The organism is Planomonospora alba (assembly GCF_039534085.1).
Classification (GTDB): Bacteria; Actinomycetota; Actinomycetes; order Streptosporangiales; family Streptosporangiaceae; genus Planomonospora_B; species Planomonospora_B alba.
This window is the reverse complement of record NZ_BAAAUT010000012.1, coordinates 23,713-48,400: the sequence shown is the minus strand read 5'-3', so window position 1 is coordinate 48,400 and position 24,688 is coordinate 23,713. Positions and strand designations below refer to the sequence as shown.

16 protein-coding genes are annotated in these 24,688 nt (G+C 76.0%); 12 read left to right on the top strand and 4 right to left on the bottom strand.

Annotation, left to right across the window (positions count from 1 at the left end; translation table 11 throughout):
- Nucleotides 1-3: 3 nt before the first annotated feature.
- Nucleotides 4-981 carry a ferrochelatase gene (locus tag ABD823_RS09360; RefSeq protein ID WP_344857896.1) on the top strand — a complete coding sequence of 326 codons (978 nt, stop codon included), beginning with the start codon at nt 4-6 and terminating at the stop codon, nt 979-981.
- Between the two features lie 24 nt (nt 982-1,005).
- On the opposite strand, the gene ABD823_RS09355 is transcribed toward ABD823_RS09360, so the two are convergent.
- Entirely contained in the window at nt 1,006-2,250 is a 1,245-nt protein-coding gene (locus ABD823_RS09355; RefSeq protein ID WP_344857894.1) for a lytic transglycosylase domain-containing protein, read from the bottom strand.
- A 117-nt stretch (nt 2,251-2,367) separates the two neighbouring features.
- Between ABD823_RS09355 and ABD823_RS09350 the strand changes: the two genes are divergently transcribed.
- The 3 genes from ABD823_RS09350 (at nt 2,368) to sepH (ending at nt 7,067) form a co-directional block, all read left to right on the top strand.
- Nucleotides 2,368-3,564 (top strand): MFS transporter, encoded by a 1,197-nt coding sequence (locus ABD823_RS09350; RefSeq protein WP_344857892.1) that lies wholly within the window; start codon nt 2,368-2,370, stop codon nt 3,562-3,564.
- A gap of 15 nt (nt 3,565-3,579) precedes the next feature.
- Nucleotides 3,580-4,881 carry a D-arabinono-1,4-lactone oxidase gene (locus tag ABD823_RS09345; RefSeq protein WP_344857891.1) on the top strand — a complete coding sequence of 434 codons (1,302 nt, stop codon included), beginning with the start codon at nt 3,580-3,582 and terminating at the stop codon, nt 4,879-4,881.
- A gap of 656 nt (nt 4,882-5,537) precedes the next feature.
- Entirely contained in the window at nt 5,538-7,067 is a 1,530-nt protein-coding gene (sepH, locus tag ABD823_RS09340; RefSeq protein WP_344857889.1) for a septation protein SepH, read from the top strand.
- Between the two features lie 113 nt (nt 7,068-7,180).
- Here sepH and ABD823_RS09335 read toward each other — a convergent pair whose 3' ends face one another.
- Nucleotides 7,181-8,725: a PH domain-containing protein gene (locus tag ABD823_RS09335; RefSeq protein WP_344857887.1), complete on the bottom strand. Its 1,545-nt coding sequence runs from the start codon at nt 8,723-8,725 to the stop codon at nt 7,181-7,183.
- 176 nt (nt 8,726-8,901) lie between these two features.
- Nucleotides 8,902-9,510 (bottom strand): PH domain-containing protein, encoded by a 609-nt coding sequence (locus ABD823_RS09330; RefSeq protein ID WP_344857885.1) that lies wholly within the window; start codon nt 9,508-9,510, stop codon nt 8,902-8,904.
- A gap of 221 nt (nt 9,511-9,731) precedes the next feature.
- On the opposite strand from ABD823_RS09330, the gene ABD823_RS09325 reads away from it, so the two are divergent.
- The 4 genes from ABD823_RS09325 (at nt 9,732) to ABD823_RS09310 (ending at nt 15,214) form a co-directional block, all read left to right on the top strand.
- The gene (locus ABD823_RS09325; protein WP_344857883.1) at nt 9,732-10,700 is read left to right on the top strand and encodes an ATP-binding cassette domain-containing protein; all 969 of its coding nucleotides are present in this window, start codon (nt 9,732-9,734) and stop codon (nt 10,698-10,700) included.
- A complete protein-coding gene (locus ABD823_RS09320) occupies nt 10,697-11,512 on the top strand; it encodes an ABC transporter permease (protein ID WP_344857881.1) in 816 nt (271 codons plus the stop codon). Before ABD823_RS09325 ends, ABD823_RS09320 begins: the two co-directional genes overlap by 4 nt.
- Before the next feature lie 245 nt (nt 11,513-11,757).
- Entirely contained in the window at nt 11,758-14,895 is a 3,138-nt protein-coding gene (locus ABD823_RS09315; protein ID WP_344857879.1) for a DEAD/DEAH box helicase, read from the top strand.
- Between the two features lie 112 nt (nt 14,896-15,007).
- Complete coding sequence (locus ABD823_RS09310) at nt 15,008-15,214, top strand: hypothetical protein (protein ID WP_344857877.1); 207 nt, start codon at nt 15,008-15,010, stop codon at nt 15,212-15,214.
- On the opposite strand, the gene ABD823_RS09305 is transcribed toward ABD823_RS09310, so the two are convergent.
- Nucleotides 15,187-18,477, bottom strand: coding sequence for an AfsR/SARP family transcriptional regulator (locus ABD823_RS09305; RefSeq protein ID WP_344857875.1), 3,291 nt, complete (start codon nt 18,475-18,477; stop codon nt 15,187-15,189). The two genes, ABD823_RS09310 and ABD823_RS09305, sit on opposite strands and share 28 nt — an antisense overlap.
- Before the next feature lie 120 nt (nt 18,478-18,597).
- On the opposite strand from ABD823_RS09305, the gene ABD823_RS09300 reads away from it, so the two are divergent.
- The 4 genes from ABD823_RS09300 (at nt 18,598) to ABD823_RS09285 (ending at nt 24,353) form a co-directional block, all read left to right on the top strand.
- Nucleotides 18,598-19,164 (top strand): YbhB/YbcL family Raf kinase inhibitor-like protein, encoded by a 567-nt coding sequence (locus ABD823_RS09300; protein WP_344857873.1) that lies wholly within the window; start codon nt 18,598-18,600, stop codon nt 19,162-19,164.
- A 183-nt stretch (nt 19,165-19,347) separates the two neighbouring features.
- The gene (locus ABD823_RS09295) at nt 19,348-20,919 is read left to right on the top strand and encodes a hypothetical protein (RefSeq protein ID WP_344857871.1); all 1,572 of its coding nucleotides are present in this window, start codon (nt 19,348-19,350) and stop codon (nt 20,917-20,919) included.
- Nucleotides 20,920-20,992: 73 nt separating this feature from the next.
- A complete protein-coding gene (locus tag ABD823_RS09290; protein WP_425566584.1) occupies nt 20,993-23,251 on the top strand; it encodes a SulP family inorganic anion transporter in 2,259 nt (752 codons plus the stop codon).
- 85 nt (nt 23,252-23,336) lie between these two features.
- The gene (locus tag ABD823_RS09285) at nt 23,337-24,353 is read left to right on the top strand and encodes an NAD-dependent epimerase/dehydratase family protein (RefSeq protein ID WP_344857867.1); all 1,017 of its coding nucleotides are present in this window, start codon (nt 23,337-23,339) and stop codon (nt 24,351-24,353) included.
- Nucleotides 24,354-24,688 lie beyond the last annotated feature (335 nt).

Below are 24,688 nucleotides of genomic sequence, written 5' to 3'. Positions count from 1 at the left end.
GCCATGGGGACTGTGGGGAGTTACGACGCGCTGCTCGTCGTCTCGTTCGGAGGTCCGGAGAAGCCGGACGACGTGATGCCTTTCCTGGAGAACGTGGTACGGGGGCGGGACATCCCGCGCGAGCGCCTGCTGGAGGTCGAGGCGCACTACCAGCGCTTCGGCGGGGTCAGCCCGATCAACCAGCAGTGCCGCGACCTGATCGCGGCCATCGAGCCGACCGTCGGCGTGCCGGTCTACTGGGGCAACCGCAACTGGCACCCCTTCCTGGAGGACACGCTCCGGCGGATGGCCGCCGACGGGGTCAAGCGGGCCGCGGCCTTCGTCACCTCGGCCTACAGCTCCTACTCCGCCTGCCGGCAGTACCTCGACGACATCGCGCTGGCCCGCGCGGCCGTGGAGGGCGCCCCGGAGGTCGTCAAGCTCCCGCACTACTACGACCGGCCGGGCTTCGTCTCGGCCATGGTGGACCACACCCGCCAGGCCCTGGAGCGGCTCCCGGCCGAGCACCGGGACCGCGCGCGCCTGGTCTTCACCGCGCACAGCGTCCCGCTCTCGATGGCCGCGACGTCCGGGCCGGACGGCGGGGCGTACGAGGCCCAGCTGCGCGAGGCCGCCCGGCTGGTCGTGGCGGGCCTGGGCGGCGACCGCGCGTGGGACCTGGTCTGGCAGAGCCGGAGCGGCCCGCCGCACGTGCCGTGGCTGGAGCCCGACGTCTGCGACCACCTGCGCGGGATCGACGCCCCGGCGGTGGTGCTGGTGCCGATCGGTTTCGTCTCCGACCACATGGAGGTCGTCTACGACCTCGACGTGGAGGCGGCCGGTCTCGCCCGGGAGATGGGCCTGCCGCTGACCAGGGCCGCCACCGTGGGCACCCACCCGGACTTCGTCGCGGTGGTCGGCGAGATGCTGGCCGAGCCCGAGCCGCCGGCCTGCCCGGCGAACTGCTGCCCGGCCCCGCCGCGCCGCCGCCCGCACGCGTAGCGCGCCGCCGGCCGGTCCCGCGCCTCACGGGTAGGCGCGGGCGTAGCCCTCGGCCAGCCCCAGGACCTTCCTGACGTACGACCACGAGTGGTTGTAGAACCAGACGGCCTTCTCCAGCTTCTTCCCGCCCTGGCCGGCGCCGTTGGCGCACAGGTAGTTGGCCGCCGAGGGGACGGCGTCGTAGGGGTTCCAGATGTCCCTGACGCCGTCGCCGTCGCCGTCCACGCCGTAGGCCTTCCAGGTGGCGGGCATGAACTGCATCGGCCCCAGGGCGCCCGCCGAGGACGGGCCGTTGTTGCGCCCGTGCGAGCTCTCCACCTGGCCGATCGCGGCGAGCACGGTCCACGACAGGCCGGGGCAGACCTCCGCCCCCCTGCGGTACAGCTCCAGGTAGCTGTCGGGCCGCCCGACCGTCGCCCGGCGCGCCGCCTGGGGCCGCGCCCCGCCCTCCTCCCGCGCCGCGGCGTCCCGCGCGGCGGAGGGGTCCGCCGCCGCGCCCAGCGTCACCACCTGCGATCCGGCGCCCAGCAGCTTGCGCATGTCGGCCGCGAGCGCGGCCGTCGCCTTCGCCGGGCCGTGCACCAGCAGCGCCACCCCGGGCAGCAGCCCGAGCCGCCGCCCGGTCTCCGTGCTCACCAGGCCGTCCACGCCGGACAGGCCGAGGCGGGCCGAGGCGGCGAGCCGGAGGCGGGGGCCGCCGTCCACCTGGTAGTGCGAGCCGAGGAGCAGCCCGAGGCGCCGCACCGCCGCGCCGTCGGCGATCAGCTCCCCCCGGGCCAGCGCGTCCCACACGCCCTGCTCGCGCGCCACCGCCCGCGGCGCCCAGGGGCGGAAGCGCTCCGGGTCGACCGCGAGCAGGTTGAGTCCCGTCCCGGAGACCTGTACGGCCCCGCCGTCGAACGCCTCCGCCTTCCGGACGTGCTCCAGCCCGGCGATGTCCTGCCTGGTCTGCTCCGGCAGGGTGGACCTGGAGACCACCATGAGCCGGGGCGGGGTCAGGGCGAGACCGGAGCCGGCGGGCGGCGCGGCCGGCGGCGCGGCGGTCGGCGGCGCGGCGGCCGCGGGCACGGCCTGCGGGGAGAGCGCCCTGAGGTCGGCCGGTCCCGCGCCGGGGGCGCCCGAGGCGGCGGGGTCCGGCTCGGAGGACGTCATGAGGCCGGCGGGCCGGACGGCCACCACCACCGCGCCCGCCGCGGCGGCGAGGGCCACCAGTCCCACCAGGACCGCCACGAGCACCCGCAGACCGGGAAGACCCGGGCGGTCGTTCACGTTGCCTCCACCGGGCCGTACAGCATGCCGTCGCGTGTTAAACCACTTGCCGGGCTGCCGTTTGGTACGAAATCGTCAGATCGATCCACGCCGGGGGCGTGCGGAAGGGGAACATCGGTGGTCGGGCCGTACCGGGAGCTGTTCAGCACGCCCGGCGTCAAGGGTTTCGTGATCTCGGGCTTCGTCGGGCGGATGCCGATGTCGATGCTGGGGCTCGGCATCATCCTGCTCGTCGAGACCCTGACCGGGTCGTACGGCATGGCGGGCGCGGTCGCTGCCACGGTCAGCGTCTCCTATGCCGTCGCCGCGCCCTTCTCCGGGCGCCTGGTGGACACGTTCGGTCAGGCCAGGGTAATCGTCCCGCTCGTCCTCGCGCACGGCAGCGCGCTCACGGCCCTGATGCTCTGCGCGGAGTTCGCCGCGCCGACCTGGACGCTGTTCGCCTCGGGCCTGGCGGCGGGCGCGACGTCGGTCTCCCTCGGCGCGCTGGTGCGCGCCCGCTGGACCCACGTGCTGGCGGGATCGGACCGGCTGCACACCGCGTTCTCGTTCGAGTCGGTCGCCGACGAGCTCATCTTCGTCGGCGGCCCGGCGCTGGCCACCGCCCTGGCCACCATGGTCAACCCCTACATCGGCCTGATCGTGGTCGTGGTCTGCACGCTGGCCGGCACCCTCGTCTTCGCGCTGCAGCGCGGGTCCGAGCCTCCGGTCCGCCGGGACGGGGCGCGGGGCGGCACCCCCATCACGATCCCCGGGGTCGCCCTGCTGTCGTGCGTCTTCCTGGCCATGGGCGCGGTCTTCGGCTCGATGGACCTGATCACGGTGGCGTTCGCCGAGGAGCGCGGGGCGCCCGCCGCGGGGGGCCTGCTGCTGTCCGCCGTGGCGGCCGGGAGCCTGACCTCCGGGCTCTGGTACGGCGCGCGGCGCTGGAAGCTCTCGCTGCGCGGCCGCTTCGTCCGCGCCCTGGGCGCGTTCGCCGCCGGGTTCGCCCCCATCGTCCTGGTGGGCGACCTGCGGGTGATGACCGTGGCGCTGTTCGTCGCGGGCCTGTCGATCTCCCCCACGATCATCACCGGCTACGCGCTGATCGAGCGGCTGGTCCCGGCCCACCTGCTGACCGAGGGCATGTCCTGGCTGTCCACCGCGATCGGGTTCGGGGTGGCGCTGGGCGCGTGGGCCGGAGGGCGGCTCACCGACGCGTTCGGCGCCTCCAACGCCTACGCCCTCCCCCTGCTGTGCGCCCTGCTGGCGGCGGCCGTCGGCCTGGCGGGTTCCGCCTGGCTGCGCACCCCTGTTGCCCGGCAAGAATCATGAGTATCGTTCATATTCGTGCGTGAGTTCCGCAACTGGGCGGGGAACCAGTCCGCCGTGCCCGCCGAGGTCCGCGCCCCCGCCTCGGTGGAGGAGGTCGTGCGGGCCGTACGGGACGCCGCGGCGTCCGGGCGGCGGGTGCGCATGGCCGGCACCGGCCACTCCTTCACCGGCGTCGCGCTGACCGACGGCCTGCTGCTCCGGCCGGACGCGCTGACCGGGATCCGCGAGGTCGGCGACGGCTGGGTCACGGCGGCGGCGGGCACCCCGCTGCGGGCGCTCAACGAGCAGCTCCACCACCGGGGCCTGGCCCTGGCCAACATGGGCGACATCACCGCGCAGACGCTGGCCGGGGCGATCCAGACCGGCACCCACGGCACCGGCCGCGACGTCGGCGGCCTGGCCGACCAGGTGCTCGCACTGGAGCTGGTGCTCGCCGACGGCGAGGTCGTCACGGTCCGCGCGGGCGCCGCCGACCCCGGCGAACGGGACCTGTTCGACGCCGCCCGGGTGGGGCTGGGCGCGCTCGGCGTGCTGACCGCCGTGACCTTCCGGGTGGAGCCGTCGTTCCTGCTGCGCAGCGTCCGCGAGCCGATGGCGCTGAGCACGATCCTCGGCTCGCTCGACGCGCTCACCGCCGCCGACGAGCACCTGGACTTCTTCTGGCTGCCGCACACCGACACCTGCCTGACGAAGCGGAACAACCGCAGCCCGGGCCCGGCGGACCCCCCGGGCGCCCTGCGGCACTGGCTGGACGCCGTGTTCATGGAGAACACCCTGTTCGGCGCGCTCTGCGGGATCGGCGCCCGCCTGCCCGGCGCGATCCCCCGGCTCAACGCGCTCTCCGCGGCGGCCCTGTCGGCCTCCGCCCGCACCGACACCTCCTACAAGGTCTTCACGAGCGTGCGGAGCGTGCGCTTCCTGGAGATGGAGTACGCCGTCCCGCGCGAGCACCTGGGCCGGGCGCTGCGCGAGACCCGCGACCTCGTGGCGGCGGAGGGCTGGAAGATCAGTTTCCCCGTCGAGGTGCGGGTCACCCCGCCCTCCGGCGCGTGGCTGTCCACCGCCTACGGCAGGGAGACGGGCTACATCGCCTGCCACGTCTACCGGCCCACGCCGAACCCCGAGTACTTCGCGGGCGTCGAGGAGATCATGACGCGGCTCGGCGGGCGGCCCCACTGGGGGAAGCTGCACACCCGCGACGCCGCCTACCTGCGCACCGTCTACCCGCGCTTCACCGACTTCCTGGCGCTGAGGGACCGCCTGGATCCCCTGAGGCTGTTCGCCAACGACCACCTCGACACCGTCCTGGGCCCCTGAGCGCCGGGCGCAAGGCCGTGCCCAAGCGGCCGCCAAGGAACGGCGTGTCCGCGCCCCCGGCACGCTCCCGGCGGGCACACTGCCCAGTGCCCGAGCCGTCCCGACCCCGAGGGAGCCCGCCGCCGATGACCTTCCTCCGCCGCCCCGCCCCGGTACGGCGCGCAGCCGCGCCCGCCCCGGCCGCTCCGCAGGCCGCCCCGCAGGCCGCCCCGGCGTCGACCGCGGGCACCGGCCCGACGGCGACTCCGGAGACCGGTCCGGCGGCCGTCCCCGCGGCCGGATCCCCACCGGTCCGCCGCCGCGCCCTGACCGCACCCGCCGCGCCGTCCGGCCCCGGCGGCGGGCCGGACGCCGCCCGGGAGCGCGAGGCGGGCCCCGCCGCGCGGGACCCCCGGCCGGTTCCGGTCTCTTCGGCGAAGTCCACGGCGGCGCCGGAGGTTATTCGGAAGAATCCGTCCAGGACCCGAACCTGCTGCTCCGCCCGGATGTCCCCCGATCGGGCGAACACACCAAATGTGATCGGCGTCACATCGATGCGAGCCCTCTCCGGCAAGGCTATGTTCGGACATGCCGGGTACGGTGCTGGCAGGCAACCGGCACACGCGAGACACTCAAGGGTCCGGGGGAAGATTGAGCACGACGACGAAGGGACTCGCATGCAGGAGCTCCGACTCGTCGCGGTGAGTGAGGACGGGACCTACCTCGTGCTGGCGACGGCCGGCCGGGGGACCCGGTTCACACTCCCCGTCGACGACCGGCTCCGCGCAGCCGTCCGCGGCAACTTCTCCCGTCTCGGCCAGTACGAGATCGAAGTGGAGAGCCCGTTGCGCCCCAAGGAGATCCAGGCCAGGATCCGCGCCGGCGAGACCGCCGAGGAGATCGCCGCCACCGCGGGCATCCCGGTCGAGCGGGTGCGCTGGTTCGAGGGCCCCGTGCTCCAGGAGCGCGAGTACATGGCCCAGCAGGCGCAGCGCTGCGCCGTCCGGCTGCCCGACGCCACCGCGCCCGGGCCCACCCTCGGCGAGCTGGTCACCGAGCGGCTGACCCGCCGCGGCGTGCCCGCCGACGAGATCGACTGGGACTCCGCCAAGCGCGACGACAACCTCTGGCGGATCAAGCTCGGGTTCGTGTGGAACGGCCACACGCGCCACGCCGAGTGGCTCTTCGACCCCCGGCGGCGCCACATCACCCCGCACGACGACGAGGCCAGGCGCCTGTCGGCGAGCGAGTACGTCGAGCCGCCCGAGGACACCACGGTCACGCCGTTCGTGCCCCGCGTGGTGACCAAGCTCGCCCCGGTGCCCCCGCTGACACCGGAGCCCCCGGACCCGGCGCCCGTGCCGCTGGCCTCGGTCCTGCGGTCCGGCCCTCCGGCGGAACCGCCCGCCGCCGGACCCCCCGCCGTGCCCCCCGCCGTGCCCCCCGCCGTGCCCCCCGCCGGGTCCGCCGATCCGGCCGCCGACGCCCCCGCCGATCCCCCGGCGGCGGACGCGGCCGGGCTCCGCCTTCCGGAGACGCCCGCCCCGCAGGCGCCGGCCGGGCCCCCAGCCGCCTACGTGCGGCCTCCGATGCCCCCGCTCCCGGAGGGCTTCGAGGCCCCGCCCGTGCCCGCCGTGCCGCCGCTGCGCGCCCCGGGGGCGCCCGCTCCCGAGCCGGTGGTCCGGCCCGCCGAACCCGCCGCGCCGTCCGAACCCGCCGCAGCCGCACCCGCCGAGCCCGCCGTGCGGGAAGCGGTGGAGGAGACCGCGGAGCCCGCGGGCGAGCCCGCGACCCCGGCCGCCGAGGCCGGCCGGGTTCCCGGCGGGCCCGCCGCCGACGCCGAGCGGGTCCCCGAGACCCCGCAGGCCCCCGCCGAGGACGGGGAGGCGGCCGCCGCCCCGGCCGCGCAGGAGGCTCCGATCACCGTGCCCGCGGCTCGGCTGAGCGCCGACCGGCCCGGCCGTCCCCCCGCCGAGCCGGCCCGCGAGGCCGTGCGCAAGGAGGCCGAGCCCGCACCGCGGAGCGGACCGGACAAGCCCGCGGACAAGGCCCCCGCGGACAAGCCGGTGGACAAGCCCGCCGACCCGCCGAAGCCCGCCCCGGCCCCGGCCCCGGCCCCGGCCCGCCCGGCGAAGCGGGGCCGGGGACGCCGCGCGTCCGTGCCGACCTGGGACGAGATCATGTTCGGCGCCCGCCGCCCCGACTGACCGGAGCGTCCCCGGGCCCGTCCCGGACGGGCCCCGGGGCACCCGCGGCGGAGCGGCCCGGCGGCCGCCCGCACGAGGCCCTCCCCGCCCGGGCGGCGGGGAGTGCCGGCGGATCAGTCGGCGCCGGGCGCGACGAACGGCGCGAGCCAGTCGGGGGTCACCTCGGAGACGAAGGCGACGCCCTCCGCCTCGCCGACGTCCAGGGCCGTGTATCCGCCGGTGCCCGCGCCCACCCCGGCCACCACGCTCAGCAGCCCGGCCCTGCGCTGGAACCAGGTCTGGCTGAGCGTCCAGCCGACGACGGCGCGCCGCTCCACCACGGCCTGGGACCGGCGCAGCGACCCCGACCGCACCGCCAGGCGGGAGCCGTCGTAGGCGTGCCCCAGCGAACGGTAGCGGTCGAGGCCGAGCGGGACGCCCAGCAGCGCGAGGAGCAGCCCGGCGGCCACGGCCCCCCACCAGGGCCCTGACCAGATCACCGCGGGCGGCAGGGCGCACGCGGTGGCCGCCAGCCAGGGGAAGACCGCCCGGAACAGCCTGCGCCTGCGCGCCGCCGGAGGATGCGCCCGCAGGTCCGCCCTGATCGGCCCGACCGCCTCCCCCGTCACCTCGAGCGCGACCTTGCGCGGCACCACGGGCAGGAGCTGGCCGCGGGTCTGCGAGTCTCCCAGCCCGGTCACGATCGCCCAGGCCCGGGCCATGCCCGCCTGCCGTTCCAGCAGGCTCTCGACCAGTTCGAACCCGCGCACCCTGCGCCGCTCCAGCGACACGCTCCTGCGGGTGAGCAGACCGCGCTCCGCGACCAGGTACCCCTCCCTGGCCTTCAGGGTGAAGTCCCAGTTGAACAGCGCGTACACCGCCATGTCGACGGGCGGGGTGATCAGCAGCAGCAGGACGAGGGCCGCGACCAGCACCCCCCAGTGCTGCCACAGCCACTCCGCGGCGCTCCACAGGGCCCGCCGCTCGACGCCCAGCTGCTCACCCCACTGGAAGGCGGCGCCCACCCCGGCCGCCAGCAGCGCGAAGGGGCTCAGCAGGTACGCCCCCGACAGGGGGCCGTAGGCGAGCCACCTGCGCGGCACCGCCAGGAAGACCCGCTCGGGGGTCGCCTCGCCGATCTCGTGGCGGACCGGGGCGGGGACCGCGCCGTCCGGCACCGGAACGCCCGTCGCGGGCCCCTGCCCCGCACCGGCCACCGGAGCCCCGGGGGCGGCCCCGGCGGCCCCGCGGGCCGCCCGCCGTGCCATGCGGGCCCGGGCGTGCCAGAGCAGCACGGCCTTGAGCCGCTCGGCCTCCGCCCGGGTCACCCCGTCGAGCTCGCCCTCCTGCTTGTCGTCGCCGCCGGCGCCGGTGTCGATGCGCAGCACGGCGATGCCCAGCAGGCGGTGCAGCGGCGGATGGCTGACGTCGACGCCCCGGATGCGCTCCAGCGGGATCGTCCGCACCGACCGGCTGACCAGCGACCGGGTCAGCTCCAGCCGGTCGCCGACGACCTGGTAGGTGAAGGTCGCCCAGCGCACGGCGGAGTAGACGACCGAGCCCACGACGCCGAGCGCCGCCCACGCGAACGAACCGGCCGAGAACCCGCCGAGGAACAGGACTCCGACCAGCGGCAGGAAGAGCGAGGGCAGCATCCGGATCGGATCGGTCAGCAGCACCTTCGGACTGAGCCGCAGCGCCGGCGTGGCCGGCGGCTGCGCGGGCTCCGGGCCGAACTGCGGACCGGGCTGCGGAGCATACGGCGAGGCCGTACCGGATGGCGGCTGATCCGACGGCTGCGGGCCGGCAGGCGGAGGCTGCTCGGACGGCCGCGGATCGGAAGGCGAGGGTCCGGTCACGTCGCGTCGTCCCTCAGCTCCTCGGCCCGCCGGGCGAGCTCCGCGGCCAGCCGCGCCGCCACCTCGTGGTCGAGGCCTCTGATCGTGGACGAGCCGGCGTGGGAGGCCGTACGGATCTCCAGCGTGGCGAGGCCGAGCATCCGCTCGAACCAGCCCTGCGCCTTGTCCACGGTCTGGATCCGGCTGACCGGGACGAACACCCACTCCCTGCTGATCCATCCGGAACGCGCGTAGACCACGTCCCCGGTGAGCTCCCAGCGGTGGACCGCGTACCGCCAGAGCGACTCGGTGACGGTCCCCGCCGCCAGCGCCACGCCCACCGGCCACGGCAGCAGCGCGGCGTTGTCCAGCGCCCAGCCGGGCAGCCAGGACCAGCGCGCCTCGTCGATCCAGCGGGCCAGGAACACCGAGCCGCCGGTCAGGAGCACCGCCCAGACCATCCCCTGCAGCAGCCACAGCCAGATCGCCCGCCGGGAGACCGGATGGGCCGGGTCCCTCAGGGGCACCCCTCCGGGGCCCTGCGCGGACCGGGCGCGCCCGCCCTCCCCGGCGGGCGGCACCGCGGCGTCCACGGCGTTCCCGTTCATATCGCTCTGATCGCTCACAACGCCAGCCTAAAGGGTCGTTTTCCGGCAGGTGGAGCGCCGTGTCAGGGGCCCGTCAGCGATCCCTCAGCGATCCCTCAGCGATCCCTCGGTGACCCCCGGCTCCCGCCGGACGGGCGTCAGGAGAGTGTCAGCGGGCCCGTGCATGCTGAGGGCGCATCGCGTCGCTCCGGGTGTCCGGAGCGACCCACTCCAGACGCTCCGACCTCAGGGAACCGCTCATGCAACCTGCCATCCAGGCGGAAGGCCTGATGAAACGCTACGGAGAGACCCGGGCACTCGACGGGGTCGACCTCGTCGTCCCCCAGGGGCGCCTGCTCGGCGTCCTGGGACCGAACGGCGCGGGCAAGACCACCGCCGTGCGGATCCTCGCCACGCTGCTCCGCCCCGACGCGGGCAGGGCCTCGGTCGGCGGGTTCGACGTGGTGCGGCAGGCCCACCGGGTGCGCTCGCTCATCGGCCTGACCGGGCAGTACGCCGCGGTGGACGAGATGCTCACCGGCGTGGAGAACCTCATGATGATCGGCCGGCTGCTCGGCATGTCGCGGGCGGACTCCCGGCGGCGGGCGGCCGAGCTGCTGGAGCGCTTCGACCTGTCCGCGGCGGGCGCGCGGGCCGCCAAGACCTACTCCGGCGGCATGCGCCGGCGCCTGGACCTGGCGGCGAGCCTGGTCGGGCGGCCCCAGGTGCTGTTCCTCGACGAGCCCACCACCGGCCTCGACCCCCGCAGCCGGACGGAGCTGTGGAGCGTCGTGCGCGGCCTGATGGCCGACGGGGTGTCGGTGCTGCTCACCACCCAGTACCTCGAGGAGGCCGACCAGCTCGCCGACGACATCGTGGTCTTCGACCACGGCAGGGTGATCGCCTCGGGCACCTCCGACGAGCTCAAGGCGACCACCGGCGCGCAGGTCCTGGAGGTCCGGCCGCTGCGGTCCTCCGACCTCGACCTGGTCGCCCGGGTCGTCGCCGACGTCATCGGCGAGACCCCGGACCTGACCGGCGGGAAGGCCACCGCGTCCGTGCGCGACCCGGCGGTCGTGCCCGCCGTCGTGCGCCGCCTCGACGACCTGGGCGTCGTGGCGGGCGAGCTGGCGCTGCGCAAGTCGAGCCTCGACGAGGTGTTCCTGGCCCTCACCGGCCACCGGGCCGAGGAGGAGCCCGACGCGGAGAAGGAGGAGAGCCTCGTATGACCGCGATGACGACGGCGGCCCCCGCGGCCCCCGCCCCGGCCGCGCGCGTCGGCCCGGTGGCCACGCTGCGCCAGACGATGACGCTGGCCTGGCGCAGCCTGGTCCAGATCAAGCACAACCCGTGGGAGCTGCTCGACCTGAGCATCCAGCCCATCATGCTCCTGCTGCTGTTCACCTACGTGTTCGGCGGCGCGATCCTCGGATCGACGGACGGCTACCTGCGGTTCGCCCTCCCCGGGCTCCTGGTGCAGAACGCCCTGTTCTACACGCTGTCCACCGCGATCGGCCTGAACACCGACATCTCCAAGGGCGTCTTCGACCGGCTCCGGAGCCTGCCGATCGCCCGGACCGCCCCGCTGGCCGGCAGGGTCATCGCCGACACCGCCAAGCAGGTGTGGGCCTTCGCCCTGCTCGTCGGCTTCGGCATGCTCCTGGGGTTCCGGGTCGGGACGAGCGTGCTCGGCCTGCTGGGAGCCATGGCCCTGCTGGTCGTGGTCGCCCTGGCCATGTCGTGGATGTCGGTCCTGATCGGGCTGCGGGCGTCCAGCCCGGAGAAGGTCCAGATGATCGCCTTCTCCGTGATGATGCCGCTGACCTTCACCAGCAGCGCCCTGGTGCCGGACCAGACCTTCCCCGGCTGGCTGGAGACCTGGTCCGGCCTCAACCCGGTCACCCACCTGGCCGACGCGATCCGCGGCCTGCTGATCGGCGGCGAGGTGGCCCGTCCGGTGCTGGTCTCCCTGCTCTGGTCCGCCGGCTTCGTCGTGGTCTTCGCGCCGCTGGCGGTCCGCGCCTTCCGCAGCCGGGTGTGACCCGCTCCCGCGGGCCCTCGCCGCGGCGGGAGACCGCCCCGGCGCCCCCGCGGGCCCTGCGGGGGCGCCGGGTGAGCCGCCCCGCGGAGGCGGGAGTCGCGTAACGTTTCCGGTCCGGGGACGGATTCCCACCGGGGCGGCGGGAGATCCGCCGCTGCGGGCGTCCCGCCCTGAGGCGGGCTCCCCGCCGGAGGCGGCGGGCGGCCGCGGGGCACCGCGGAGTTCCGGGAGAACGGGGGTACGGCGTGCTGGTGGTCCACGGTGCCTGGGTGGACGGGCGGCTGGGGCTGTGGGCGGAGGACACCGCCCGGCCCCGCGGCCCCGCCCCCCGCGGTCCCGCCTCAGCCGGTCGCGCCGATCCCGCCGCGCCGCAGGCCGGTCCTCCCGGGCGGGAGGCCCCTCCCGCCCATCCGTTCGCGGCGGCCGCGCCCGTCCTGGCCGCGGCGCTCGCGGAGGGGGCCGCCCCCTCCGAGGGCGCTGCGGAGCAGGCCGAGCTGCCCCTGCTGCTCCCGGCCTCGGCGCGGGGCCCGCTGCCCTCGCCCGAGTCGGGCCGGGCCGTCCCGGCCGCCGCAGGCGCCGCGATCTCCCCCTGGCGGGTGCCGGCGCTCCTGCTCCGGCCCGCCGCCGCCCTCCCGCTGCTCGGCTCGGTCCCGCTGCACGACGTCCCGCCCGTGCTCGACGCCGGTGACGAGCCGGTGTGGGCACCCGGCCTGTCGCTGCGCTACTTCGCCGTCGTGGGCGAGCACGCGCGCGCCCTGGTCCGGCGGGGCCGGATCCTCCCGCAGCTCGCCTGGGCGGGCGACGTGCCCGAGGCCCGCTGGCGGCCCGTGCTCACCGGGGCGGACGCGGCCGCCCTGCGCGACCTCGCCGCGGCCATGCCGCCGGTCTGCCGCGCCGTACGCGGGGAGCGGCCGTCGGCGCGGGTGCTGCGCGAGGCCCTGGACGCACTGGTGGACGGCGCGGCGCGGCTGGCGATGCCCGACCGGCTGATCGCGGGGAACCGGCCCGGCCTGCGGAGTGCGCTGACCGACCGCTGGCTGCACGCGCTGACCGCCGAGGACCCCTCGCTCCCCTCCGCCCGGCCCGCCGAGGCCGCCGCGCTGGACGAGGCCCTGCGCGCGTGGCTGGCCGCCGGGCACGAGCTGGACGGCCCCGTCCGGGCCTGCTTCCGGCTGACCGAACCGGCGGACGACGGCGGCCCGGACGGTGACCCGGACCGCGCCCCGTGGCAGGTGGAGTTCGGCCTGTCCCCCGCCGGGGAGCCCGGCCGCATGCTGCCCGCCGCCCGGATCCTGGCCGGCGAGCGGGCCCCGTGGCTGCCCGAGCGGCCGATGGAGCTCCTGCGCACCGAGCTGGAGCGCGCCGTCCGCCTCCACCCCGGCCTGCACACCGCGCTGCGCTCCGCCGAGCCGACCGGCATGGCGGTCGAGACGGCCTGGGCCTTCTCCTTCCTGCGGGGCGGCGCGCCGGCGCTGCGGGCCGCCGGGTACGGCGTGCTGCTGCCCGCCTGGGCCGGCCGGACGGGACTGGGCCTGCGGATGACCGCCCGCGCGACCGGCGCGGAGGGCCGGACCGGGCGAGGGGCCGACCGGGGGACCGGGCGGACGACCGGCCTGGACGACCCGGTGGCCGTACGGTTCGACGTGGTCGTCGGCGACCACGTCCTGAGCGAGGAGGAGCTGGCCGGGCTGGCCGGCCGGCGGATCCCCCTGGCCCGGATCGCGGGCCGGTGGGTCGAGCTGGACGACGCGCAGCTCAAGGCCGCGCTGCGGGCCGCCGGGCGGCGCGGCGGCGAGGCGACCGTGGGCGGGGTGATCCGCGAGGTCGTGGAGGGCGGTGACGGGGAGCTGCCGCTGGTCGGCGTGGAGGCCGACGGTCCCCTCGGCGATCTGCTCTCGGGTGAGGCCGACCGCCGCCTGACCCCCGTCGCCACCCCCGCCGCCTTCCGCGGCACGCTCCGCCCCTACCAGGAGCGCGGCCTGTCCTGGCTGAGCTTCCTGTCGGGTCTCGGCCTGGGCGGCGTGCTCGCCGACGACATGGGACTGGGCAAGACCGCGCAGACGCTCTCCCTGCTGCTCGGCGAGCGGGCCGGCGGACGGGCGGTGCCGCCGACGCTGCTGGTCTGCCCGATGTCGCTGGTCGGCAACTGGCAGAAGGAGGCGGCCCGGTTCGCCCCCTCGCTCCGGGTCTACGTCCACCACGGCGGGGCGCGCCACCGCGAGGAGGCGGAGCTGGCCGCGGCCGTCCGGGAGGCGGACCTGGTCGTCACCACCTACGGCACGGCCCTGCGCGACGCCGGGGCGCTGGCGCGGCTGGAGTGGGAGCGGGTGGTCTGCGACGAGGCCCAGGCGATCAAGAACAGCACCGCCCTGCAGTCCCGCGCCGTGCGGTCGATCCCCGCCAGGACCCGGCTGGCGCTGACCGGCACCCCCGTGGAGAACCGCCTCTCGGAGCTCTGGTCGATCATGGAGTTCTGCAACCCGGGCCTGCTCGGTTCCGCCAAGCGGTTCCGAAAGCGCTACCAGGAGCCGATCGAGACGCGCGGCGACGAGGACGCCTCCCGGGCGCTGCGGCGGGCCACCGGGCCGTTCGTGCTGCGCCGTCTCAAGACCGACCGGTCGATCATCTCCGACCTGCCGGAGAAGCTGGAGATGAAGGTCTGGTGCACGCTCACCTCCGAGCAGGCGGAGCTGTACCGGGCCGTGCTGAACGACATGCTCGGCAGGATCGACCGCACCGAGGGCGTCGAGCGGCGCGGCAACGTGCTGGCCACGATGACCCGGCTCAAGCAGATCTGCAACCACCCCGCCCACCTGCTCGGCGACGGCTCGCCGCTGGCGGGCCGCTCGGGGAAGCTGGCCCGGCTGGAGGAGATCGCGGCGGAGGTCGTCGCGGAGGGCGACAGGGCGCTCGTCTTCACGCAGTACGCCGCCTTCGGCTCGCTGCTCCAGCCGTACCTCGCCGCCCGGCTGGAGGTTCCGGTGCTCTGGCTGCACGGCGGTCTGCCCAAGGCCCGGCGCGACGAGCTGGTGGAGCGTTTCCAGAGCGCCGAGGGGCCGATGCTGTTCCTGCTCTCGCTGAAGGCGGCCGGGACCGGACTCAACCTGACCGCCGCCAGCCACGTCGTCCACGTCGACCGGTGGTGGAACCCCGCGGTGGAGGACCAGGCCACGGACCGGGCGTTCCGGATCGGCCAGAAGCGCAACGTCCAGGTGCGGAAGTTCGTCTGCGTGGACACTCTGGAGGAGCGGATCGACGAGATGATCGAGCGGAAGAAGGCCCTGGCGGAGACCGTGGTCGGCACCGGCGAGGACTGGATCGCCGACCTGTCCACCGAACGGCTCCGCGAGCTGTTCGCCCTCGGCCCCGGGGCGGTGAGCTGACGTGGCACGCGCCGGGCACGGCGGGCCGGGGCGGAGCGGACCCGGGCGGGCGGGGTCCGGGGGCGGCGTCCCGGGGCGCGACGCCGGGCAGGACGCCCCCGGGTCGGAGCCGGTGGAGGACACGCCGTTCGAGCGGCGGCTGGACGACTTCTACTCGCCGGGCGTCCCCTTGAGCCGGCTCCGCCCCCGCGCGGACGGCACGCCCGCGTCCGCCGACTTCCTCCTGCGCGCCCTGGAGCCGCCGCAGGTCAAGGTCCGGCACATCCCCCTGGTCGACCTGCTGCGCAAGCCCTACCGGGCGCTGGGCGAGGACGACTGATCCGCGGGCCCGCCCCCGGCGGTCCCGCGGCCCGCCAGGGAGAGGAGGTCCGTGCGGGACAGCGCCCGGCCGCGCCCGTAGTGCCGGGCGAACTCCTCCTCGCCGAGGGCGGACCTCGCCCCGCCGGTGATCCGCACGTGGTCGAAGTCGACGACCGCGTCGGCGCCCCGGGCCGTCGCGGCCCCGCCGAGCAGCGCCGCGGCCCGGGCGGGGTCGCCCTCGGCCAGCGACAGACCCGCCAGGCCGATCAGCACCACGCCGAACGCGGCCGCGTCCGCCGAGCCCGCCGCCTGCTCCAGCGCCGTGCCGAGCAGGCGGCGGGCCCTGGCCAGGTCGCCCTCCTGCTCGGCCAGCATGCTGAGCGAGACGTTCACCAGCGCCCTGATCTGGACCGGCATGGCGGCCTCGGCGTCCACCATCCGCAGGGCGTCGGCGTAGTAGCCCCGGGCCTCGGCCAGGTCACCGCTCTCGCGGGCGAAGTCGCCCCGGGCGGTGAGGAAGGCCACTCCGCCGACCCGGTCGCCGCTGCGCAGGGCGGTGCGGAGCGACTCGTCCAGCATCCGCCTGGCCGTCGCCCGGTCCCCCAGCAGGTTGAGCGCGAAGGCGACCCTGCCGCGCATGTAGGCGATCTCGTCGACCGCGTCGATCCGCTCCAGGACGGCGACGGCCCCGCGCAGCCGCTCCAGCCCCTTCTCCGGCTCGCCGCGCATGAAGTCGAGCTCCGCGAGCACGCCCATCGCGTTGCCGGTGCCCCAGCACTCGCCGAGCTCCTCGAAGCCGCGCAGGCAGCCGCGCAGCTCCGCCTCGGCGGCGTCCGTCCGGCCGGCGGCGAGGTGCTCGGAGCCGCGGAACATGCGGGCCAGGGCCCGCACCCAGGGGTCGGGGTGAGCGGACATCCCGTCGAGGTGCCCGCCGTCCGGGTGGACGCCCGTGAACATCTCGGCGATCGGCCCGGCCAGCACGACCAGGGGGTGCCAGGGAGGCTCGACCTCCTGCCTGGCCAGGCGGGCCGCCTCCGCCAGCTCGGCCCGCGCGACGTCGAGCCCGATGCCGGTGCCGACCGCGCTGGCCCCGTGGACCGCCCGGACCAGGGCCAGCTGCCCCGGTCCGGCTCCGTCGGCGAGCCGGAGCACCTCGCGCGCCCGGTGGGCGGCCTCGGCGCGGTGCCCGCGCAGCCACCAGTACCAGCCCATCGCGCCGACCAGCCGGAACGCCAGGCCGGCACGGCCCGCCTCGGTGGTCCAGCGCAGCGCCGCCGACAGGTTGTCGTGCTCACGGGACATCTCGGCGAGACAGGCCGCCTGCCGCCGGTCGCGGAGCCCGGGGTCGGCGCTCTCGGCCAGCTCGGCGAAGAACTCCGCGTGCGCCAGCCGGAACCGCTCCTCCTCGCCCGCGGCGGCCAGCCGCTCGGCGGCGTAGGCGCGGATGGTCTCCAGCATCCGGTAGCGGGGGACGGCCCCGTCGCGGGCGGCCACCGTCACCAGCGACTTGTCGACCAGGCGGGCCAGCACGTCGAGCACGTCGCCGCGCGGCAGCCCCTCCCCGGAGCAGACCCGCTCGGCGGCCTCCAGGGAGACGCCCCCGGAGAAGACCGACAGCCGCCGCGCCAGCGTGCGCTCCGGCCCGTCCAGCAGGTCCCAGCTCCACTCCACCACCGCGCGCAGCGTCCGGTGCCGGGGCAGCGCCGTACGGCTGCCGCCGGTCAGCAGGCGGAAACGGTCGTCGAGGCGGTCGGCGAGCTGACCGGCGGACAGGGAGCGCAGGCGGGCCGCGGCCAGTTCGATGGCGAGCGGCATGCCGTCCAGCTCGCGGCAGACCCGCACCACCGCCTCGATCTCGGCCTCGGGCCGGTAGCCGGGGCGGACGGCCGCGGCGCGCTCGGCGAACAGGCGGACCGCCGGGGAGCGGAGGGCGGCCTCGGCGTCGAGGGCGCCGTGCGGGCCGCCGCCCTCGGGCGGGAGCCCCAGCGGCGGCACGGGCCAGGTCAGCTCTCCGGTGATGCCGAGCGGCTCGCGGCTGGTGGCGAGGATCCGCACGCCGGGGCAGCCGGGGAGCGGCCGGCCGGCGAGCGCCGCCGCCGCCTCGACCACGTGCTCGCAGTTGTCCAGGACGATCAGCACCCGCTTGCCGGACAGGACGGCGAGCAGGCGGGAGACCGGGTCGCGGACGGGCGGGGGGAGGACGCCGGGCGGCGGGATCGATCCGTCGCGCAGCCCCAGGGCCGAGAAGACCGCCTGCGGCACCTCGTCCGGCTCCCCCACCGGGGCCAGCTCGACCAGCCGGACGCCGTCGGGCATCCGGCCGGCGACCGCCTCGGCCGTCTCGACCGCCAGCCTGGTCTTGCCGGCGCCGCCGGGGCCGAGCAGGGTGACCAGCCGGTGGTCCGCCAGCAGCTCCGACGCGCGGGCCACGTCGTGCTCCCGGCCGACGAAGCTGGTGAGCCTGGCCGGCAGGCTGCCCGGGCGCGGCGCCGCGGGAGGCTCCCGCGTCCCAGCCGGGGCCCGGGGGCCGGGGCGGGTCCCGGACGGGGGATCCCCGCGCAGCATGGACAGGTGGAGCCCGGTCAGTTCGGGTGAGGGGTCAGCGCCCAGTTCCTCGGCGAAGAGCGCGCGGGCCTCCTCGAAGGCGGCCAGCGCCTCGACCCGGCGGCCCGCGCCGTACAGCGCGCGCATGAGCTGGCCGCGCAGCCGCTCGCGGAGCGGATGGGCGGCGATCAGCGCGGGCAGTTCGGCGATCAGGTCGCTCTGGCGGCCGAGCAGCAGGTCGGCCTCGACGCGGTCCTCCAGGGCGGCCAGGCGCAGCGCGTCCAGCCGGGCCACCTGGGCGGCGACGATCCCGTTCCCGCCGAGGTCGGACAGGGCGGCCCCGCGCCAGAGGGCCAGCGCGGCGCGGATGGTGTCCGCGGCGTCGGCCGGGGAGCCCGCGGCGAGGGCGGAGCGGCCCTCGGCGGCCAGCCGGGCGAACCGGTGGGCGTCCACCCGGTCGGGGTCGGCGGCCAGCCGGTAGCCGGTCGCCGTGGCCTCCACCAGGGCCCGGTCCTCCCGCAGGACCGTGCGGAGGCGGGAGACCAGCGCCTGCAGGGCGTTGCCCACCGCGGCCGGGGGGTCGTCCCCCCACACCCCCGCGACCAGCCGGTCGGCCGGGACCGCCCGCCCGGCGTCGAGGAGCAGCAGGCAGAGGAGGGCGCGCAGGCGCCGCCCCGCGATCTCCACGGTCCGGTCGGCACGGCGGATCTCGAGGGGACCGAGGATCGAGAAATTCACCCCGATATCCAACTTCACCCCGTCCATCCATTGATTCTGTCCGATTCCACGGCATTCCCGTCCCGCGGAACCTGGCGATCCGGTCGGTGCACCTTCCAGATCCGCGTAGCATCATCGGGCATGGGGCAGTCGAACACGTCTACGCGCGCGCGCCGGGCCGCCACGATGGCGGTGTCCGCGGCGCTCGTCGTCGTCTCCTCCGGATGCGGCATGGTCGGCAGCGCCGCCTCCGCCGAGCGTCTCCAGCTGGAGCCGCTCAGCGTCTCGAGCCCCACGCTGCGGGACGGTAGCCCCCTGCCGTCCGACTACTCCTGCCGCGGTTCGGTCGGCAACCCTCCCCTGCGGTGGTCCGGGGTGCCGGACGGAGCCGAGTCCATCGCGATCGTGGTCGACAACAACGACTCCACGACCCGCGCCGAGGTGCACTGGGTCGTGTTCGACATCGACCCGCGCACCAACGAGCTGACCGAGAGCGCGATCCCGGTCGGCGCCCTGGAGGGCAGAACGACCTCCGGCAAAGTGGGCTATGAGCCTCCGTGCCGGCCCCGGGAGAACTATCGTTTCACTGTCTACGCGCTCGACCGGAAGGTCGGTCTCGCCAAGGGTGCCCCCCTCTCGGAGACCCTCAAGAGCATTGCGGACAGAACGATCGCCTGGGGACGGCTGACCGCGACGAACATCGAGTGACAGGCTGAACACCGGAGGTAGTGATGGTTACCGATTCTTCACTTAGGGTGTGACAACGCTCCTCGTGGTCCGACACAATCAGTTCCAATGTCCGAGCGCAGGTGATCACAGGGGGCAGGTCGCGTCGATGGCCGCGCGATCTCACCGGCGCCGCTGGGAGGCCATGGCCTTGAGGGTGGTGCAATGATCCTGGTCATAGTGGGCCTGGTGGCCGTCGTGCTCCTCGTGCTCGTCGTCGTGGCACTGGGGATGCGGTCGATGAACCGCAGGGAGAGCGCGCTCCCCGCGGAGCGCCTGCGTGAGATGGCCGAGAAGGAGGCGTCGACCCCGCCCCGGTCCATCGACGAGTTCGCTGCCCGCGAGCCCAAGATGGACCATTTCACTCCGGACCTCTCGCCGTTCGACGAGCCCAAGCCCCGCCCGCGCCCGTCGGGCGCCCGCGGCAAACGCGGCGTGAACGAGTTCGGGGAGCCCGACGACTACGACGAGGACTACTGGGAGAAGCTCCAGGCCGACGACGGCGGCTTCGGCGGCTCCCTGAGCCCCAAGGTGGGCGCCAGCCGTCCCGTCGGTGAGCCCGACCACGCGGGCTCCGGCGCCGACGCCGACGCGACGACCGTGCAGGCCCCGCTGCCGGGCAGGCCCCGGCCGGACCAGGACGTCCCCTCCGTCCCGGCCGCCCCCGCTCCCGCCGCCGCCTCGGCATCCTCCGACCTCGGCGACCTGGCCGGGCCCGTCCAGCCGAGCCCGGCTCCCAGCGCCGCCTCCCTGGCCGAGCAGAAGACCGTCACCTTCGCCGCGCCCACTCCCGGCACCTTCGGCGAGGGCCGTACGCCGCGCGCCGGCTCCCGCGGCTCCCGCCGGAGCAGTCGCGCGGCCGCCGCGAGCGCCGCCGCGCCGAGCGCCGCCGCGGGCGCCGCGGGCACGGGCGCCGCGGGCGGGGATTTCCCCGGCCCGCCGCGGCCGGATCCGGTGAGCGACCCGCTGGGCACCTCCTACCCGCGCGGCGCCGCCCCGTCCGCCTCCCCCGCGCCCGACCCGATCACCGGCGGGCCCGCGATGGCGCCCATGGGCCCCACCACCAGCGGCGGCTTCCCCGCCATGCCGGTGCCCCCGGCGGCTCCCGCGCCTTCCGCGCCGGACCCGCTCGCCGCCGCCTACGGCGCCGCCGGCACCACGCCCCCGCCCGCCTCCGACAACCCGTGGGCGCAGGCGACGACGCCGGGCTCCGGCGGCTGGGCGGCGGTCAACACGGCCGACATCCTGGACGACCCCGCCCCCTCCTACGGCTCGTACCAGACGCCGGTCTACGACGCCGCGCCGCCCGCCGCCTCCTCCTACGAGGTCAGCGCCGGCTGGGCGACCATCGAGGACGACGTCACCGGCCCGAGCCCCGCGGTCTCGACCCCGACCGGGCCGTCCCGCGCGGTCTCCCCCTACGACCACCCGGCGGGCTCGCCCTCCGGGTCGGCGGCCGGCGGCGAGTACGGGTACGAGACCGGCCAGTACGTCTCCCCGGCGAACCCCGTCGCCTGGCCCGAGCCGGCGCCCTCCGCCGGTCCGGCGCCGAGCCCCGCGCAGGGCTCCCCGGCGGCTCCCTCCGGATCCGGCTCCGGGAGCTGGCCGAGCTACGGCGACCTCTACGGCCCCGGCTCCGCACCCGCGGCCGGTGAGGGGCGGAGCCGGGCGGGTTCCCGGGGAAGCCACCACCGCAACCGGGAGCAGGACCAGGACTACCCCGACTATTACCGCTGATTTCCTCCGTCCTCCGTAAAGGCCCCCGGCGAGCAGAGGCTCCGCCGGGGGCCTTCGTCATAAGGTCTGTGCCATGGAGACGGACACGAAGAGTGAAAAGACTGTCACTTCACGCGGCATCTCCTCCGTGCTGCGGTACGACCTGCCCGCCTCCCTGGTGGTCTTCCTCGTCGCGGTGCCCCTCTGCCTGGGCATCTCCGTCGCGTCGGAGGCACCGCCGGCGGCCGGGCTGATCGCCGGGGTGGTCGGCGGCGTCGTGGCGGGTTTCCTGGGCGGTTCCGCGGTCCAGGTGAGCGGCCCCGCTGCCGGGCTCGCCCTGGTGGTCGCCGACCTCGTCATCCGGTACGGCTGGCGGGCCACCTGCATGATCACTCTGATGGCGGGCGCCCTCCAGCTCCTGCTGGGCGTCTTCCGGGTCGCCCGCGCGGCCCTGGCCGTCTCCCCGGCCGTGGTGCACGGCATGCTCGCCGGGGTCGGCGTGGTGATCGCCCTCTCCCAGCTCCACGTGATCCTCGGCGGCAGCCCGCAGTCCTCCGCGGTCGAGAACATCGTCGAGCTCCCCCGGCAGATCGCGGACCTGCACGGCTACGCCGTCTTCGCCGGTCTGCTGACCATCGCGATGCTGGTCGCCTGGGGCCGGCTGCCGCAGCGGCTCCGCCTCGTCCCCGCCCCGCTGGCCGCCCTCGCGGTGACCGCCGTGACCGCCTGGGGGCTCGACTGGGACGTCACCCGCATCGACCTGTCGGTGGGCCTGGGCGAGTGGTCGGCTCCGGTCCTGCCGCAGGGGGACTGGCACGGGATCGCCACCGCGGTGATACTCGTCGCCCTGCTCGCCGGGGTGGAGTCCCTGCTCTGCTCGGTGGCCGTCGACAAGCTGCACGACGGCAGGCGCGCCGACCTGGACCGGGAGCTGACCGCCCAGGGCGCGGCCAACATGGTGAGCGGCGCGCTGGGCGGCCTGCCCGTGGCCGGGGTCATCGTGCGCAGCACCGCCAACGCGCGGGCCGGGGCGCGAAGCCGCTGGTCGGCGGTCCTGCACGGCGTCTGGATCCTGCTGTTCGCGCTCGGCCTGGGCTGGACGGTCACCTTCATCCCGCTGGAGGCGCTGGCCGCGCTGCTGGTCTTCATCGGCACGCAGATGGTCAACATCGGGCACGTGCGGAACCTGCGCGGCCACGGCGAGGTCCCGGTCTACTTCGTCACCCTCGGCGGCGTGGTGGTGCTCGGCCTCGCCGAGGGCGTCCTGCTCGGCCTGGCGCTCGCCGCGCTGCTGGCACTGCGCCGCCTCACCCGGGTGACCGTACACGCCGAACGGGAGTCCGACGGCCGCTGGCACGTGGCGATCGGCGGCTCGCTGACCTTCCTGGGCGTGCCGCGGCTCACCGCCGAGCTGAGCGCCATCCCGCCCCGGGCCGCCGTCGACCTCGACCTGAACATCGACTTCATGGACAACGCCGCCTTCGAGGCCCTCCACGCCTGGCGGCAGAACCACGAGCGCGGCGGCGGCACGGTGGACATCGACGAGGTCCACGACGAGTGGTACGCCATGGCCGCCAGCGGCGCCCGGACGCTCCCGGCCAAGAGCCCGCCGGCGGCGCCCGACCACTGGTGGCTGCCCTGGTCCCATCGGCGGCGGCGCAGGCCGGCGCCCGCGGGCGCCCTGATCCCGGTCCGCCACCAGCACTCCGGAGGCGGGCCCGCCGTACCCGACCTGCTGGCCGGCGCCCGGGAGTTCCACCGCCGCACGGCCCCGCTGGTCCGGCCGGTCCTGCACGGCATGGCCCGCAAGCAGGAGCCCTCCCACCTCTTCATCACCTGCGCGGACTCCCGCATCGTGCCGAACCTCATCACCGCCAGCGGCCCCGGCGACCTGTTCACCGTCCGCAACATCGGCAACCTGGTCCCGCGCCGGGGGGCGGCGCCGCCGGACCACTCGGTCACCGCCGCGATCGAGTACGCCACGGAGGTGCTCGGGGTGCGGACCATCACGGTCTGCGGCCACTCCGGCTGCGGCGCCATGGCCGCGCTGCTCGACGGCGGCGGGAGGACGCCGGGGCTGCCCGAGCTCTCCCGCTGGCTCCGGCACGGCGACCTCAGCCTGGCCCGGTTCGTCTCGGCCGGGGACGAGCCGGCCGGGGACGGCCCGCTCGACCGCCTCTGCCGGATCAACGTGCTCCAGCAACTGGAGAACCTCCGCACCCACCCGGGGGTCGACCGGCTCGTGCGCGCCGGGCGCCTGGAACTGGTGGGCCTCTACTTCGACATCGCCGCCGCCCGGGTCCACGTCCTCGACCACTCCCCGGTCCCCGCCGCCCCGACCGCCCCGGCCTGACCGGCCGTTCCGCCGGGGGCGTACGGCTTGCGCCACGAGTGAAAGCGGGTGCCCCCGGTCCCGGCGGATACGAAGAATCGCTGCCATGAGAGTTCTGATCATCGGCGGCTCGGTCTTCCTGGGCCGGGCGATCACCGAGGAGGCGCTGCGGCGCGGGCACGAGGTCACCACGTTCAACCGGGGCAGGAGCGGGGTGGACCTGCCGGGCGTCGAGGCGGTCCGGGGCGACCGCGAGTCGGCCGAGGACCTGGCGCGGCTCGCCTCCGGCCGGGAGTGGGACGCCGTCGTCGACGTCTGCGGGTTCGTCCCGCGCGTCGTCGGCGAGGCGGTGCGCGCGCTCAACGGGAAGGCCGCCACCTACGCCTTCATCTCCAGCATCTCGGCCTGCTCCGAGTGGCCGGGGAAGGGGCCGGCGGACGAGTCCTCGCCCCGCTTCGCCTGCGCTCCCGACGCGGGTCCCGAGGACGGCGACTACGGCACGCTCAAAGCGGGCTGCGAGCGCGCGGTGGAACAGGGCTTCGACGGCAACGCGCTCATCATCGAGCCGGGCCTCATCCTCGGCCCGCACGAGAACGTCGGCCGCCTGCCCTGGTGGCTGACCCGGATCGCGCGCGGCGGCAGGGTCCTCGCCCCGGGGGACCCGGAGACCGCGATGCAGGTCGTCGACGCCCGGGACATCGCCGCCTTCACCTTGTCGCAGGCGGAGGCGGGCACGGCCGACCGGTTCTTCGTCAGTGGGGTCGCGGGCAACACCACCTACCGCGGCCTGCTGGAGGAGTGCCGGGCCGCGACGGGCTCGGACGCGGAGTTCACCTGGGTCGACGACCGGTTCCTGCTCGACCGGGGGGTGCAGCCGTGGACCGAGCTGCCGCTCTGGGCCCCCGCCGACCCCGCCTTCGCCGGGGTGTGGCTGCCCTCCTCGGCCAAGGCCCTGGCCGCCGGGCTGACCTGCCGCCCGGTCGCGCAGACCGTCCGCGACACCTGGGAGTGGCTCCGCGACATCCCGGTGGAGCGGCGCTCCTTCGGCAGCGAGCGCATGCGCCACGGCATCGACCCCGGCAAGGAGGCCGAGATCCTCGCCGCGTGGGACAAGCGCTCCTGAACACGCATTTCTCCACAGACGCCGGGCGCCGCTCCCCCTAGGGTGACCGGTGTCCGGCCTCGTCCCCCGAACGCCGGACCGCGACCGGTGTCTCCGCCGGCCGCGCGCGGAGGGCGGCTCCGGCGACGCACGGGCCTCCCTCCGCTCCGCCGCCATGCCGCCACGCCGCAGGGGCCGTGACGGCATGGCGGCGCGGGGCGGCGCGTGATCCCGCACCCACCTGCCCTCGGGCGGCTTCCGCTCCCCTGCCCGGTCCCCCGCGGGCGCGGGTGGAACGCTTCGCCTGACGGCGGTGGGCACGGCCGCCGTCCTCGAGGGGAGAGGAGTGTGGCGGA

What these genes read in the sequence shown, in the direction of transcription:
- ABD823_RS09285 (WP_344857867.1), top strand. Translation starts at nt 23,337, where the DNA reads ATGAGAGTTCTGATCATCGGCGGCTCGGTCTTCCTGGGCCGGGCGATC.
- ABD823_RS09320 (WP_344857881.1), top strand. Translation starts at nt 10,697, where the DNA reads ATGACCGCGATGACGACGGCGGCCCCCGCGGCCCCCGCCCCGGCCGCG.
- sepH (WP_344857889.1), top strand. Translation starts at nt 5,538, where the DNA reads ATGCAGGAGCTCCGACTCGTCGCGGTGAGTGAGGACGGGACCTACCTC.
- ABD823_RS09290 (WP_425566584.1), top strand. Translation starts at nt 20,993, where the DNA reads ATGGAGACGGACACGAAGAGTGAAAAGACTGTCACTTCACGCGGCATC.
- ABD823_RS09360 (WP_344857896.1), top strand. Translation starts at nt 4, where the DNA reads ATGGGGACTGTGGGGAGTTACGACGCGCTGCTCGTCGTCTCGTTCGGA.
- ABD823_RS09300 (WP_344857873.1), top strand. Translation starts at nt 18,598, where the DNA reads ATGGGGCAGTCGAACACGTCTACGCGCGCGCGCCGGGCCGCCACGATG.
- ABD823_RS09295 (WP_344857871.1), top strand. Translation starts at nt 19,348, where the DNA reads ATGATCCTGGTCATAGTGGGCCTGGTGGCCGTCGTGCTCCTCGTGCTC.
- ABD823_RS09325 (WP_344857883.1), top strand. Translation starts at nt 9,732, where the DNA reads ATGCAACCTGCCATCCAGGCGGAAGGCCTGATGAAACGCTACGGAGAG.